Below are 13080 nucleotides of genomic sequence, written 5' to 3'. Positions count from 1 at the left end.
TTCATGGGGAGAACTCCGGGGGGAGCCAATGCCGTCAGTTTCCGTGGTCATCTGCGCGTACACGGAGGACCGCTGGTCCACGATCGTGCGTGGGGCGGCGTCAGCAGTCGGGGGCTCGCTCGCCCCAGACGAGCTGATCCTGGTCATCGATCACAACCGAGCGCTCTTCGAACGGGCGAAGCGGCACTTCGGTGACGTCGCGACCGTCGTCGAGAACAGCAGGCGACGGGGGCTCTCCGGAGCTCGCAACACGGGAGTCGACGTGGCTCGGGGTGAGATCGTCGCATTCCTCGACGACGACGCGGTCGCCGATGCGGATTGGCTCGAGCTGCTGATCGCGCAGTATGTCGACGACAGCATCGTTGCCGTCGGGGGTTCCGCGCGACCCGCATGGCCCGCGTCGCGGCCGCCGATGTACCCCACGCCCGGGTCCGCCCTCGAGCCGACCGCGGGTCCCGGCGAGTTCGACTGGGTCGTCGGATGCACGTACCTGGGCCAGCCCACGAGCGCCAGCGAGGTGCGCAATCTCATGGGCTGCAACATGTCGCTGCGTCGCGCGGCGATCGTCACGGCTGGCGGCTTCGGCGAGGAGCTCGGCCGGGTGGGGCGCATCCCGCTCGGCGGCGAGGAAACGGAGCTGTGCATCCGGATCACCGCTGCGAACCCGCAGGCCACGGTGATCTTCGAGCCGAGCTCGGCCGTCAGGCATGAAGTGGCGGCGGCACGCGGCACCTGGGGGTACTTCATGCGACGGTGCTACGCGGAGGGACTCTCCAAGGCGTCGATCGCGCGCCTGCAGGGAGCAACGGCCGCCCTTTCGACGGAGAAGGACTACGTGGTGCGCGTGCTCGGACGCGGGGTGCTGCGCGAACTCCGCGCTGGCCGCTTCCAGGGGGCAGCCGCGATCGTCGCTGGGCTCGGGATCACGGGCGTCGGCTACGTTCGCGGGCGCCTGGCGAGGGGAACAGGCGCGAACGCGCATCGGGTGTTCGAGCCCGCCGCCGCGCAGGCATGAGCGAGGACTCAGCTGGGTCTGCGCTCAATCCGCGCCAGCTGGCTCGCAGCGCGGCCCGCGGTGCCGCGATGCAGTCGGGGGCCGTTGCGGTCAGCCGTCTGGTGCTGCTCGCGACGACCGCCATCCTGGCCAGGTCGCTGACCCCCGATCAGTACGGGCTCGTGACGCTCGCGCTGGTCATCATGGCGTACGCCGAGACCGTCGCGGATGGGGGCATCGCGCAGGCGCTCGTCGTGCTGACGAGGCGCCCCTCGATCGTGCGGGCGTCGCTCGCCATCACGCTCGCCTTCGGCGCGCTGCTGGCCGTGCTCCTGGTTGCTCTCGCGCCGCTCTTCGCGCTGTGGTTCAGGCAACCAGACCTCACGCCGCTCCTGCAGGCGTCCAGTCTTGTCGTCATCGGTGCGTCGCTGTGCGCGGTACCCGAGTCGCTGCTTCGCAAGGACATGCGCTTCAGTGCGATCACGGCCGCCTCGATCGTGCGCGCCGTCGTGACGGGGGCGGTGACGATGGGGTTGGCGCTCGGCGGCGCCGGGGTCTGGTCGCTCATCCTCGGTTCGATCGCCGCGTCCTTCGCGTACGCGATCTCGTGCTGGGTTGCGTTGCGCGATAGGACGCCCTGGCGCTTCTGGCGGTGGAGGAAGGCCGATCTTCGTGAGGTGACCGACTTCGGACTTCCCGCAGCCGGCAGCCAGATCATCTCGCGCTTCAACTTCGAGGTCGACTACTTGATCGTGGCGGCGTTCCTCGGGACTGCCGCGCTCGGCACGTACCAGCTGGCCTTCCGGCTGCCCGAGTTCGGCATCGTGAACACGCTCTACATCCTGACGGCGGTCCTGTACCCGCTGTACGCGAGGGCGCAGCGCGACCCGGCGCTGCTGCAGCGCAGCTACCTGCTCGGGCTGCGCGTGCAGACGATCTTCGGCGTCACGGCCGGTATCGGACTGGCGACCGTGGCCCCGGCGCTCGTGCCGCTGCTCTTCGGCGACGGGTGGCTCGCGGTCATCGAGCCGCTCATCGTGCTGTCCCTGTATGCGGCGGTCCGCTCGCTGGGTTCTGGCATCAACGAGGTGTACAAGGCCATCGGGCGGCCCGGTCTCGCGATGCGGCTCTCCGCGGCGCAGCTCCTCGTGTTCGTGGCAGTGCTCATCGCCGGCGCGCACTACGGCGGCATCATGGGTGTCGCCGTCGGGCAGCTCATCGTGGTGGCGGTCTTCGTCGTCGTGAAGCAGGCCGTCGCGATTCGCATCATGCGTCTTCGCACCCTGGACGTGCTCCGCTCCTACGCGCCCGCGATGGTGTGCGGGTCGACTGTCGCGGTGATCGGCTTCGGCCTGTGGTTGGTGCCGATGGATGCGACGTTGCGGGCCGTCATCACGATCGCCGTCTCCGTCGCGGTTGTCTGGTGCATCCTGCGCTTCGGGTTCACGGTCACGTACAACGAGCTCATCGGCCTCCTGCGCCGCGAGCGCTAGCGCTCACGCTCGCGCCGAACGCGAACGCTGCTGGCTCGAGGAGGCTAGTGGGCGCTTGGGTTGTGCGCGTCGCCTGCGTTCGTCGGGGTGCCGGCTGCGGTCACCGCCTTGGGCTTCTTCGGCAGGATGCGCCCGACGAGGAGCACGACGCCGACGACCACGAGGCCGACGATGAGTCCGACGATCGCGGAGATGAGCGTGTCGACGAGCCACACGACGACGGGGCCGGTGTTCATGAGCGCGTGCTCGATCTCGTGCAGCAGGTCCGCCGGCGCGTGGAAGCCGACCTCGCCGACGTTGATGATGACGAGGTGACCGCCGACCCACAGCATGGCGACGGTGCCGACGATGCTGATGAAGCGGAACACGGCGGGCATGGAGCGGACGATGCGGACGCCGAGGTGGCGCGTGCGGCGGTCGCTGCGCGTCGCCATGTGCAGTCCGATGTCGTCGATCTTGACGAGGAGCGCGACGGCGCCGTACACGAGGGCGGTCATGGCGAGGGCGATGACGACGAGCGCGGCGAGACGCATCCAGAACCCGAGGTCGGGGTCGAGGTTCGACAGCGAGATGAGCATGATCTCGGTGGACAGGATGAGGTCGGTGCGCACCGCGCCCGAGATGAGCTTCTTCTCGTCGCGCGGATGGTCCTCGTCGAGCGCATGGTGGTGCCCGAACCACTCGGTGACCTTCTCCGCGCCCTCGAAGCACAGGTACACGCCGCCGATGATGAGCAGGAACGGCAGCACCCACGGCGCGAACGCCGTCAGCAGGAGCGCGATCGGGATGATGATCACGAACTTGTTGAAGAGACTGCCCTTGGCGATGTTCCACACGACCGGCAGCTCGCGGGCGGGCGTGATGCCCTGCACGTACTGCGGGGTGACGGCGGCGTCGTCGATGACGACGCCCGCCGATTTGGCTGAGGCCTTGAGCGCGGCGGTGAGGATGTCGTCGACGACGGCGAGCAGGCCAACGGGCACGGTGTTCTCCTAGGTGTTCTGTCGCCGCGCGGAACGCAGCAGACAGAGCATACCCGGGGTGTGCGAGTGCGGGCAGGTCAGCTGGGCGCGCCTGGGTCAGAGCGAATGCGCGTTCATTCCTCGCGGTAGCTCCGGTGGGATCGCCGCGAGGAGCTGCTTCGTGTACTCCTGCTTCGGGGCGCCGAAGATCTCGTCGGCGGGCGCGTGTTCGACGACGCGGCCGTGCTGCATGACGAGGACGTCGTGGCTCATCTCCTCGACGATCGCGAGGTCGTGCGCGATGAAGAGGTAGCTGAGGGACAGTTCACCCTGCAGGCGCCGGAGCAGCTCCAGCACTCGCGACTGGATGGATACATCCAGCGACGCGGTCGACTCGTCGAGGATGACGACGTCGGGCTCCAGCGCGAGGGCTCGCGCGATCGAGACGCGCTGCCGCTGCCCGCCGGACAGCTCGTGCGGGTACCGCCCGATGAAGTCCCGCGGGAGCTCGACCAGATCGAAGAGCTCATCGATGCGCGCGGAGCGAGAGCCGCCTGCGGGCAGGCGGTGAACTCGGAGCGGCTCGGCGACCGACTGCCCCACCGGCATGCGCGGGTCGAGTGAAGAGAAGGGGTCCTGGAAGACCATGGCGATGCGGCGCCTGAGCTGGTTGTCGGCTCTCAGCACGTCGAGTCCGTCGAGCGTCGCTGTGCCGCCCGTGGGCTTCACGAGCCCCGTGAGCGCGTTCGCGATGGTCGACTTCCCAGAACCCGACTCCCCCACGATGCCGAGCGTCGTCCCCTGGCGCAGCCCGAACGAGACGCCATCGACGGCGTGCACGTGGCTACGGCCCTTCGGGGTCTGAATCGGGAAGCGCACGTCGAGGTCGGTGACCTGCAGCAGAGCCTTCGCGTCCGCCGTGGCCGGGGCCGGCTTGGCCTTCCCGAGCCGCGGCCTCGCCGCGAGCAGCTCCCTGGTGTAGGGATGCTGCGGGTCGGTGACGAGGTCGACGGCGCTTCGCCGCTCGACGGCCTCGCCGTGTCGCATGACGAGCACCTCGTCGGCGACCTGCGAGATGACGCCCATGTCGTGGCTGATCCAGATGACTGCGGTGCCGTGCTCATGCTGGAGCGTGCGCACGAGCTCGATGATCTGTGCCTGCGTGGTCACATCCAGTGCTGTCGTCGGCTCGTCGGCGACCAGCAACCCCGGGTCGCAGGACAGCGCGATCGCGATCATGACGCGCTGCCGCTGCCCGCCGGAGAGCTCGTGCGGGTACGCGTTGAAGCGCGCCTCAGGCTCCGGGATGCCGACGGACTCGAGGAGCTCGATGGCCTTGGTTCGGGATGCGCCGCGCGAGAGGCGCCGGTGCGTCTCGAGCGACTCGGTGAGCTGACGGCCGAGCGTGAGCAGCGGGTTGAGCGACGTGCTCGGATCCTGGAAGACGAACCCGATCCCGTTGCCGTGCACGCTCCGCAGGGTTCGTGCGGATGCGCCGATCAGTTCGACCTGCCCGAGCTTTGGATCACCAAGCGTGCTGGTGCCCGTGACGTGCGCACCGGGCGCATCGAGGAGACCGGTCGCGGCGAGGACGGTCATGGACTTGCCGGACCCGGACTCCCCCACGATGCCGAGCGTGCCCCCGGGCTCGATCGAGAAGTCGAGGCCTCGGACGATCTCCTTGCGCCCGATGGAGACCCGAAGGTCGGCGACGCGGAGTGCGGGAGCGGTCATCGCTTCCTCCTTGACTCGATGAGGGTGCGCTGCTTGGGGTCGAGGACGTCTCGCATCCCGTCTCCGAGCAGGTTGAAGGAGAGCGCCGTGACGAAGATCGCGGCGCCAGGGAACAGGCTCATCCACCACGCCTGGCTGATGAAGCCCTGCGCGGCGAAGAGCATCCCTCCCCAGGAGGGGGCTGGCGGCTGGATGCCGAGGCCGAGGAAGGAGAGCGCCGACTCGGCGAGGATCGCGAACGCCAGGGAGAGGGAGGTCTGCACGATGATCGGCCCCGTGATGTTCGGCAGCACGTGACGCCCGAGGATGCTGGCCCAGGGCGTGCCCATCGTCCGGGACACCTGCACGTACGGCTCGACGCGCACGGAGAGCGTGCTCGCCCGGGCCACTCTCGCGAAGATCGGCGTGTAGACGATGCCGATGGCCAGCATGGTCGTCGCGAGTCCGGGTGCGAGGATCGCGACGATGGCGAGTGCGAGCAGCAGCACCGGAAACGCGAACATGACGTCGACGAGGCGCATGAGCACAGTGTCGAGGAGGCCGCCCGCGTAGCCGGAGACGACGCCGACGAGCACGCCGACGACAAACGCGAACGCGACGGAGACGAACGCCACCTGCAGCGAGACGCCGGACGCGATCATCACGCGACTCAGGACGTCCCGGCCGAGGTCGTCGGTGCCGAACCAGTGGCTGGCGCTCGGCGGTTGGAGCTGGTTCGCGACGTCGACGTCGTTGACGCCGTATGGCGCTATCCACGGGCCGAGCAGGGCGACGAACACGACGATGAAGAGCAGGACCGCGCTGACGACCGTCACCGGGTTGCTGAGGAGGAGTCGCCACGCGGCGACGCGAGTCCGTTCCTCGGCTGCAGGGACGCCGGAGGCAGCCTGCGGCGTGGCTTGTGGGTTCTGGTCGGTCATGAGAGCCGGATCCTCGGGTCGACGAGCGCGTAGAGCACATCCACGATGAAGTTCACGGCGAGGAACATCACGGCGATGAGCAGCACGGAGCCCTGGATGAGCGGGTAGTCCCGGGAGGAGACGGCGTCGTAGACGAGCCGCCCGAGTCCCGGCCAGGCGAAGACGACCTCGACGACGATGACGCCGCCGAGGATCGTGGCGAGCTGGATCCCGGCGATCGTGAGGACGGGGACAAGGGCGTTGCGGACGATGTGGCGCATCGTCACCGTCCAGGCCGAGAGACCTTTGGATCTGGCCGTCCGGACGTACCCCATGGAGGCGACTTCGAGCACGGCCGAGCGGATGTAGCGGGTCATGATGGCGCCCGCGACGAGGCCGACCGTCAGCCCGGGCAGGAGCACGTGCCTGGCCCAGTCGCCGGGGTCCTCGCTGATCGATGAGTAGCCGCTCGATGGCAGCCACCCCAGCGTCGATGAGAACAGTCCGATGAGGAGCATGCCCATCCAGAAGTCCGGGATGGAGACACCGAACTGGCTGGTGACGCGGATGATCCCATCGCTGAGGCGCCCTTCCCTCAGCGCGGACCAGATGCCAGCTGGCACGGAGATGAGAAGCGCGATCACGAGCCCGACGCCGGCGAGCGAGAGCGTCGCGGGAAGGCGCTCGAGCAGGGTCGTCGTCACGGCGTCGCCGTTGCGGAAGCTGACACCGAGGTTGCCGGAGAGCGCGTTGCCGACGTACGAGAAGAACTGCTCGAGGATGGGCCTGTCCAGGCCGGATGCTGCGCGGAGCGCGTCGTACGCCTCTTGCGTGTACCTCGTGCCGAGCGCCAGCCGAACTGGATCGCCCGGCACGAAGTGCACGAGGGAGAAGACAACAACAAGGACTCCGAGCAGCACGATCGCCGAGTAGAGCAGGCGCCAGCCGAGGAACGCGGCGATGGAGCCGAACGACATTCTCATTGGGTTTTCCCCTCGTAGACCCGTGTTCTCGGGTGCGGTGCGGCGTGAGCTACAGCGTCAGCGTGGCGTCGCGGAAGCGCGTCGCCCGGTCTGCCCGTGCCTCGTAGTCGCCCAGGCTGGGGCTCCACACCTGGATCACCGACGGGTTGTACAGGTAGATGTAGCTGGCGTCGTCGGCGATGGTCGTCGCGGCCTGCGCGTACAGGTCCTTGCGCGTCGCCTGGTCGGTCTCGGTGCGTGCTGCATCGAGCAGCTCGTCGACCTCGGGGTTCGAGTACTTCTGCGCGTTGCTGCCGCCCGAGCTGTGGTGCTGCGAGTAGTAGAAGTCGTCCGGGTCGATGTTGCCGAGCCAGCCCATCATGAGCATGTCGAAGTTGCCGGAGTTCTGCTCGTCAAGCCAGGTCGAGAAGTCCGGCTGCCTGATCTCGACCGTGATGCCAAGGGGCTCGAGGTTGGACGCGATGATCTGCGCGGCCGTGACCGTCTCCGGGTACTCGCTCGTCGCGAGGAGGTCGAGGGTTCCGCCGGTGAAGCCGGCCTCGGCGAGCAGGCGCTTCGACTCCTCGATGTCCGTGGAGTACTTGTCGTACTCCGTGTACCAGACGCTGTCCTGCGGGATCGCGAGCTGGTTCGCCTGCGCTGTCCCGTAGCTGACGGCCTGCACGATCGCGTCGCGGTCGACGGCGTAAGCGATCGCCTGGCGGACTCGCGGGTCCTTCCATTGCTCCTTGCCCTCGTTGAGCGCGAGGTACCAGTAGTCGCTCGACGGGCTCTGGCCGAGTTCGATCGACTCGTCGCCGCTGAGCTCTGCAACCTGCTGCGTCGGGACGACGTCGGTCCACTGGATCTCGCCGCTCTTGAGGGCCGCGAGTGCAGTGGAGGGCTCCGAGATGAACTGGAACTCGACACCGCCGATGCTTGGCGCGCCGTCCCAGTAGTCGGCGTTGGCGGCGAGCTCGATGCTGTCGCCGCTCGTGTAGTTCGCGAGCGAGAAGGGGCCGGTGCCGATGGGCTTGTTCGCGATCTCACCGGACTCGACGTTGGCCTGCTCTACGATCGCCATGCCCTTGAAGCCGCCAATGTTGGACAGCAGGTTCGGGGTGGGCTGGGAGACGGTCACGACTACCGTCGAGTCGTCGGGCGCTTCGATGTTCGTGACGGCGTCGAACTTCCAGGCGTTGGAGAGCTCCTCGTCGATGATGCGGTTGTACGAGTACACGACGTCTTCGCTTGTGAAGTCGGACCCGTCGTGGAATGTGACCCCGTCGCGAAGCTTGAAGGTCCATGTCAGCTGGTCCTCGCTCGTCTCCCACGACTCCGCGAGCGCCGGCTGCATCTCGAGGTTCTCGTCCGGCTCGACCAGGGTGTCATAGACGTTCTCGAGGACCTGGAACGAGAAGTAGGAGGAGGTCTTGTGCGGGTCGAGCTGGTCCGGCTCGCCACCGATAGCGGCGTACAGCACCTCACCCTCGACACCCTCGCCGCCGCCGATGTCGACGCTCTCACCTGCCGAGCATCCGCTCAAGACGAGGAGCGCGCCAATGGCCGCGGCTCCGATCCCAGCACGTCGTCGTTGCATGGTGCACTCCACTTCGATCATTTTCGTGAATGTTTCATCAGTATGTGGCACGCTTGAGCGAGGTACAAGACCGCCGGGCGGTCGAAACAGGATCGTCACAAACGGTCCCGGCCCGCGGGATTTCCCATCCCGGGGCCAATCCGCTGAGACGAGGACACCAATGACCTTCACGCTCCTGGCGCTTGATCGCGTAGCTGGCCTCCTCGGCGCGGTGACCGCCAGCCGCTCGCTCGCCGTCGGCAACGCGGTGCTGGCCATAGATCCCGCCGTCGGCGCTGTTGCGAGTCAGGCGTGGACAAACCGCGCGCTGCGTGGCCGGATGCTGGACGCCCTAGCGGCGGGTGAGTCGCCAGAGTCCGTGGTTCGCCGCGTGACCGAATGGGACCAGCAACCGGAGCTCCGGCAGACTGCGGCGCTTGACCTGACCGGGAGAACCGGCGCGTGGGTCGGGAAGCAGACGAGCGCGTGGACAGGCCAGCGACAGGGCGTCGATTACGTGACTGTCGGCAACCTGCTGACGGGCCAGGACGTCCTCGATGCGGTTGCCGACTCATTCGAACGCAGCGGCGCTCAGCCCGCGGATTCCGCGGGTGCGCACGCGAACCCCGTCGCGGCGTTCGCGCGCCGACTCCTCGCGGCGCTGCAGGCGGGCCAATCCGCTGGCGGGGATGCGCGTGGCCGGCAGAGCGCCGCGGTGCTCGTCGCACGCAGACAGGAGCACCGCAGCCATCCGCCGGACCTCGCGATCGATCTGAGAGTCGACGACGACGACACCCCGATTGGCGCGCTCGACCGTCTCCTCGAGCTGCGCATCCGCGACCTCGACGAGAACCTCGTGTCCGGTAGACCGGCCGCCGTGGAGCAGGACGCAGCCGGAACCTAACGCTCGAAGGGGCTCACGGCCCCGATGACAACAGTCTCACCGTCGTGCTCGTTCGACCACCAATGGGCGGTCGAGCACGCGTAGGTCGCCGTGTCCCCAGCCCCGAGGACAACTTCCTCTTCTCCGTGCACCACCATGAGCCGCCCGGACAGCACCGTGACGCTCTCGGTCCCGATATGCCGGAACGGGCGACCCGCGTTCGTGAAGCGCGGAGGAAGGACTGAGCGGATGAGCTGCAGCGTCGACTCGCTACGGGGTGTCAGCAGCTCGCGCACCGCCCGCTCGTCCTCTGGCACATCGGTGGGGGTCGGCAGCCGCAGCCGCCGGTCGTGGGTGACGACAGCAAAGTCGGGTGCCGAAGGCTCCAGGAGCTGCGTGATCGGAACTCCGAGCGCGGTGGCGAGCCGCTGGATCGACCCCAGCGACGGGTTGCCGATGCCCCGCTCCAGCTGGCTGACGAGACCGAGACTCACCCCGGCCTGCTTCGCGAGCGCGTGGACGGAGAGATCGAGGCGCTTCCGCCCGGCGCGCACCGCAAGCCCAAGCGAGGTGACCGCGAACTGCTCGTCGTCCTCTGAAGCTCGGGGGTCTGGCATGCCGCGAGTCTACCGACGACGCATCCGAGCAGATCGGGACGCACTGCCTGGAAGCCGAGCAGAGCGCCCTCCCCAACTCCGTGCATAGGCTTGCGACATGCGCGATCGTGCCGTCCCCAACCTCCCCGCTCGAGACTTCGACGCGACGGCAGACTTCTACGGTTCGTTTGGCTTCGCCGAGACTTTCCGCGACGAGGGGTGGATGATCCTGGCGAAGGGCACGGTCGTGCTCGAGTTCTTCCCGCATCCGAAGGTCGATCCGTACGCGAGCGCCGCGATGTGCAGCATCCGGGTCGCCGACGTCGACGCGCTGTATGCGGCCATCCTGGCGACGGGCGTGCCAGAGACGCGTGTCGGGTTCCCCCGCCTGCATCCGGTCGCCCGGGAAAGGTGGGGTGGCATGGTCGGCTACCTCGTCGACATCGACGGCACGCAGCTCAACCTCATCGGAGAGCGATGAGCAACCGCCCGATCGCGCAGCTGCCCGGCGCGGCTCGGATGCTGTGCCTCAGCCGCCGCGACGGCGAGATCTGCACGAGACGGGCCGGGCACGCGGGCCTGCACAATCGAACCGGCTCGAGCATCCTGTGGAGCGACGTGAACGCCGATGGGCCGCGCTGCCCAGGAAGCGGAACCCAGGCCGCCCCCGCGCCGCCGCTCGCCGACGGCTTTCCCCATGGCAGGGCGATCTGCCCGGTCTGCTTCGCATTCGTGGCGCTCGAGGCCGGCGAGCTCGCCGATCACGACTCCTGGCGCGGAGACCCCAGCCGGGAGGAAGCAGACCAGCGACGCGAGTGGATGAACACGCACGGGTGGTGAGGTTCGCTCTCCTGCGCACCCTCCGTGCTCAGTAGGCTCTGTGCTCAGGTCGAGCGATCCCCCGAGGCGGCCCTCCCCCGACCCCTTGGAGTGCGCCGATGAGCGGCCGAACCGACGACCTCGCCCAGGCTGCCCCGAAACCCAGCTGGAAGGCGTTCTGGGAGCGGGGCGGGTGGTGGAAGGCCGTCGTGCTCGTCGTGGCCTACTATGTGCTCTACCAGCTGGGCGGGTTGCTGTTCCTGCCTTTCGAGGACGGCCTTGAGCCCAGCTCGGCAGGCGCGATCATCGTGGGCTTCGCACTTCCGATCGCCCTGGGTGGCCTCCTCCTCGTGGCCTTCGCGCTCTCGCTCGGCTGGCTGCGCGAGCTGTTCGCGCCGCAGCCCATCCGGGGCAGGGGGTGGATGTGGATCGCCGTCGCGGTGGTGCTGGTCTTCAACGCGCTCCGGTTCGCGGCGCTCGACTACGACTCGGCCGGACTCGACCTGGTCGCGGCCTGGCTGGTCGCGGGGTTGTGCATCGGCTTCGCCGAGGAGGTACTCACCCGCGGGTACGTCGTGAACCTCATGCGCAAGGCGGGCCATTCGGAGATCGCGACAGCGACCGTGTCAGCGGCGCTCTTCGCGGCGATGCACTCCGCGAACGTGCTCACCGGTCAGAGCGTGTTCGCGACTGCAATCCAGGTGCTGTACACGTTCGCGTTCGGCATCTGCATGTACCTCGCGCTCCGCGTCACGGGCAACCTGATCTGGCCGATCCTCCTGCACGCGACCACCGACCCAAGCATCTTCCTGCTCACCGCGCACCCTGGCATCGGGCCGCTCACGGCGTTCGCCGGGTTCGGCAACATCGCGGTGATCCTCTTCGGCCTGGTGGCGATCATCTTCATCCGCGGGCGGGTCACCCCTGCATCGCAGCCTTCCAATGAGCACGAGGCAGAGCGGTCGCGATGACGGCAGCAGAAAGGCCCCGACTCCCTTGCAAACGCAGGGAAGTCGGGGCCTTTCAGATGGCGGTGACGGTGGGATTTGAACCCACGGTAGAGTCGCCCCTACACAACATTTCGAGTGTTGCACCTTCGGCCGCTCGGACACGTCACCGTGGGGAATCTTAGTACGAACCATGGGGTCGAATGCAAATCGGGGGTCGACGACGGCGCGTCAGGCGGGCCGCCGGGGCTGGACGAGCCGCAGCGCGCCCGGGTCCACCCGCGCGTCGAGCGTGCACGCGTGCTGGTCCGGCCCGCGCAGCTCCTCCCCGTCGGCGTAGACGAGCACACCCGCGGGCACTTGCACGCGGATGCGCCGCATCCGCTCGAAGGAGACGGCGGGCAGCCGCGTGTGCAGGCCCACCATCGCAAGGGGAAACAGCGTGAGCAGCCCGAGCTTCGAGAGCCGTCCGACGACGAAGAGGTCGAGGGCGCCGTCGTCGATGACCGCGTGGGGCGCGACCCTGATGCCGCCGCCGATCGAGGACCCGTTCAAGATCGCGAGCAGCTCGGCAGCGACGGCGCGCGTGGGACCACCATCGACCGAGACACCGAATTCGAGGGGCGAGAAGCTCCGCACCGAATCCAGCAGCGCGGCGATGTAACGAGCCGTCCCCGGCAGCCGTCGGAGCTCGTTCGCGCGACGGTTCACCACCGCGTCAAAGCCGATGTTCACCGAGTTGAGGGCGACGTGCTCGACACCGTCGAGGGCAAGGCGCACCACGTCGACCTCGCGAACGCCGGCGTCACCGGTGCGCAGGGCTGTCAGCATCCGCTCGATTCCGACAGCGGGAGCATCCCGCCTGATCCCGGCGCCGCGCGCGAAGTCGTTGCCGGTACCTGCTGGTACGATCCCGAGCGGCACTCCGGTGCCCGCGACGAGACCCGTCCCCAGAGAGACCATGCCGTCGCCGCCCATCACGACCAGCGCATCCACGCCGCCCGGATGCGCGAGCTCGGTGACGACGCGGCTCCGGAGCTCCGGCATGGAGCCGGCGGTCACCAGCACCACCTCGAGGTCGGGCAGCTGGGCGCCGCCCACTCCCCCGGCGAGCCTGCGCCCTAGGTCGGAGGGTGCACCTCGCCCCGCCGACGGGTTCACGGCGTACACCACGCGACGCGCTGACACGCCTTGATCCTGCCCGAACCGCGC

General features: G+C 68.3%; 13 protein-coding genes and 1 tRNA gene. 6 read left to right on the top strand and 8 right to left on the bottom strand.

Translation table 11 applies throughout. From position 1 onward, the window contains the following. Positions 1-28 precede the first annotated feature (28 nt). Both C5B97_RS04985 and C5B97_RS04980 read left to right on the top strand, forming a co-directional pair. The gene (locus C5B97_RS04985; RefSeq protein ID WP_104311040.1) at positions 29-1015 is read left to right on the top strand and encodes a glycosyltransferase family 2 protein; all 987 of its coding nucleotides are present in this window, start codon (positions 29-31) and stop codon (positions 1013-1015) included. Further along, on the top strand, positions 1012-2487 hold the full coding sequence (locus C5B97_RS04980; RefSeq protein WP_104311039.1) for a lipopolysaccharide biosynthesis protein: 1476 nt from the start codon (positions 1012-1014) through the stop codon (positions 2485-2487). The genes C5B97_RS04985 and C5B97_RS04980 overlap by 4 nt, the downstream gene beginning before the upstream one ends. 44 nt (positions 2488-2531) lie before the next feature. Here the strand turns inward: C5B97_RS04980 and C5B97_RS04975 are convergent, their stop codons facing one another. The 5 genes from C5B97_RS04975 to C5B97_RS04955 all read right to left on the bottom strand — a co-directional run bounded on the left by C5B97_RS04975 (position 2532) and on the right by C5B97_RS04955 (position 8644). Next, complete coding sequence (locus C5B97_RS04975) at positions 2532-3470, bottom strand: DUF808 domain-containing protein (RefSeq protein WP_104311038.1); 939 nt, start codon at positions 3468-3470, stop codon at positions 2532-2534. A 96-nt stretch (positions 3471-3566) separates the two neighbouring features. Then, positions 3567-5183, bottom strand: coding sequence for an ABC transporter ATP-binding protein (locus C5B97_RS04970; protein WP_104311037.1), 1617 nt, complete (start codon positions 5181-5183; stop codon positions 3567-3569). Further along, positions 5180-6103 carry an ABC transporter permease gene (locus C5B97_RS04965; RefSeq protein ID WP_104311036.1) on the bottom strand — a complete coding sequence of 308 codons (924 nt, stop codon included), beginning with the start codon at positions 6101-6103 and terminating at the stop codon, positions 5180-5182. Before C5B97_RS04965 ends, C5B97_RS04970 begins: the two co-directional genes overlap by 4 nt. Beyond that, on the bottom strand, positions 6100-7065 hold the full coding sequence (locus tag C5B97_RS04960; protein ID WP_104311035.1) for an ABC transporter permease: 966 nt from the start codon (positions 7063-7065) through the stop codon (positions 6100-6102). Before C5B97_RS04960 ends, C5B97_RS04965 begins: the two co-directional genes overlap by 4 nt. Before the next feature lie 49 nt (positions 7066-7114). Further along, positions 7115-8644 (bottom strand): ABC transporter substrate-binding protein, encoded by a 1530-nt coding sequence (locus C5B97_RS04955; RefSeq protein ID WP_104311060.1) that lies wholly within the window; start codon positions 8642-8644, stop codon positions 7115-7117. 160 nt (positions 8645-8804) lie between these two features. Here C5B97_RS04955 and C5B97_RS04950 point away from each other — a divergent pair, with 160 nt between their 5' ends. Then, entirely contained in the window at positions 8805-9527 is a 723-nt protein-coding gene (locus C5B97_RS04950) for a DUF1028 domain-containing protein (protein WP_104311034.1), read from the top strand. Here the strand turns inward: C5B97_RS04950 and C5B97_RS04945 are convergent. Beyond that, positions 9524-10123, bottom strand: coding sequence for a helix-turn-helix domain-containing protein (locus tag C5B97_RS04945; protein WP_104311033.1), 600 nt, complete (start codon positions 10121-10123; stop codon positions 9524-9526). The genes C5B97_RS04950 and C5B97_RS04945 overlap by 4 nt on opposite strands. Positions 10124-10220: 97 nt before the next feature. Here C5B97_RS04945 and C5B97_RS04940 point away from each other — a divergent pair, with 97 nt between their 5' ends. The 3 genes from C5B97_RS04940 (at position 10221) to C5B97_RS04930 (ending at position 11892) form a co-directional block, all read left to right on the top strand. Continuing rightward, the gene (locus tag C5B97_RS04940; RefSeq protein WP_104311032.1) at positions 10221-10583 is read left to right on the top strand and encodes a bleomycin resistance protein; all 363 of its coding nucleotides are present in this window, start codon (positions 10221-10223) and stop codon (positions 10581-10583) included. Further along, positions 10580-10942 carry a hypothetical protein gene (locus C5B97_RS18175; protein ID WP_258067970.1) on the top strand — a complete coding sequence of 121 codons (363 nt, stop codon included), beginning with the start codon at positions 10580-10582 and terminating at the stop codon, positions 10940-10942. The genes C5B97_RS04940 and C5B97_RS18175 overlap by 4 nt, the downstream gene beginning before the upstream one ends. Before the next feature lie 98 nt (positions 10943-11040). Next, positions 11041-11892 (top strand): CPBP family intramembrane glutamic endopeptidase, encoded by an 852-nt coding sequence (locus C5B97_RS04930; protein ID WP_104311031.1) that lies wholly within the window; start codon positions 11041-11043, stop codon positions 11890-11892. 57 nt (positions 11893-11949) lie between these two features. Here the strand turns inward: C5B97_RS04930 and C5B97_RS04925 are convergent. Both C5B97_RS04925 and C5B97_RS04920 read right to left on the bottom strand, forming a co-directional pair. Next, positions 11950-12039: transfer RNA gene (locus C5B97_RS04925), tRNA-Ser, on the bottom strand. 60 nt (positions 12040-12099) lie between these two features. After that, a complete protein-coding gene (locus tag C5B97_RS04920; RefSeq protein WP_104311030.1) occupies positions 12100-13056 on the bottom strand; it encodes a diacylglycerol kinase family protein in 957 nt (318 codons plus the stop codon). Between the last annotated feature and the right edge of the window lie 24 nt (positions 13057-13080).

The organism is Pseudoclavibacter sp. RFBB5 (assembly GCF_002931555.1).
Lineage (GTDB): Bacteria > Actinomycetota > Actinomycetes > Actinomycetales > Microbacteriaceae > Pseudoclavibacter.
Note: the sequence above shows the minus strand (reverse complement) of the source record. Positions and strands in the feature narration are given on the sequence as shown.

Coding starts and splice junctions, on each gene's coding strand:
- C5B97_RS04940 (WP_104311032.1), top strand. CDS start 10,221: ATGCGCGATCGTGCCGTCCCCAACCTCCCCGCTCGAGACTTCGACGCG.
- C5B97_RS04980 (WP_104311039.1), top strand. CDS start 1,012: ATGAGCGAGGACTCAGCTGGGTCTGCGCTCAATCCGCGCCAGCTGGCT.
- C5B97_RS04930 (WP_104311031.1), top strand. CDS start 11,041: ATGAGCGGCCGAACCGACGACCTCGCCCAGGCTGCCCCGAAACCCAGC.
- C5B97_RS04950 (WP_104311034.1), top strand. CDS start 8,805: ATGACCTTCACGCTCCTGGCGCTTGATCGCGTAGCTGGCCTCCTCGGC.
- C5B97_RS04960 (WP_104311035.1), bottom strand. CDS start 7,065: ATGAGAATGTCGTTCGGCTCCATCGCCGCGTTCCTCGGCTGGCGCCTG.
- C5B97_RS04945 (WP_104311033.1), bottom strand. CDS start 10,123: ATGCCAGACCCCCGAGCTTCAGAGGACGACGAGCAGTTCGCGGTCACC.
- C5B97_RS04970 (WP_104311037.1), bottom strand. CDS start 5,183: ATGACCGCTCCCGCACTCCGCGTCGCCGACCTTCGGGTCTCCATCGGG.
- C5B97_RS18175 (WP_258067970.1), top strand. CDS start 10,580: ATGAGCAACCGCCCGATCGCGCAGCTGCCCGGCGCGGCTCGGATGCTG.
- C5B97_RS04965 (WP_104311036.1), bottom strand. CDS start 6,103: ATGACCGACCAGAACCCACAAGCCACGCCGCAGGCTGCCTCCGGCGTC.
- C5B97_RS04955 (WP_104311060.1), bottom strand. CDS start 8,644: ATGCAACGACGACGTGCTGGGATCGGAGCCGCGGCCATTGGCGCGCTC.
- C5B97_RS04985 (WP_104311040.1), top strand. CDS start 29: ATGCCGTCAGTTTCCGTGGTCATCTGCGCGTACACGGAGGACCGCTGG.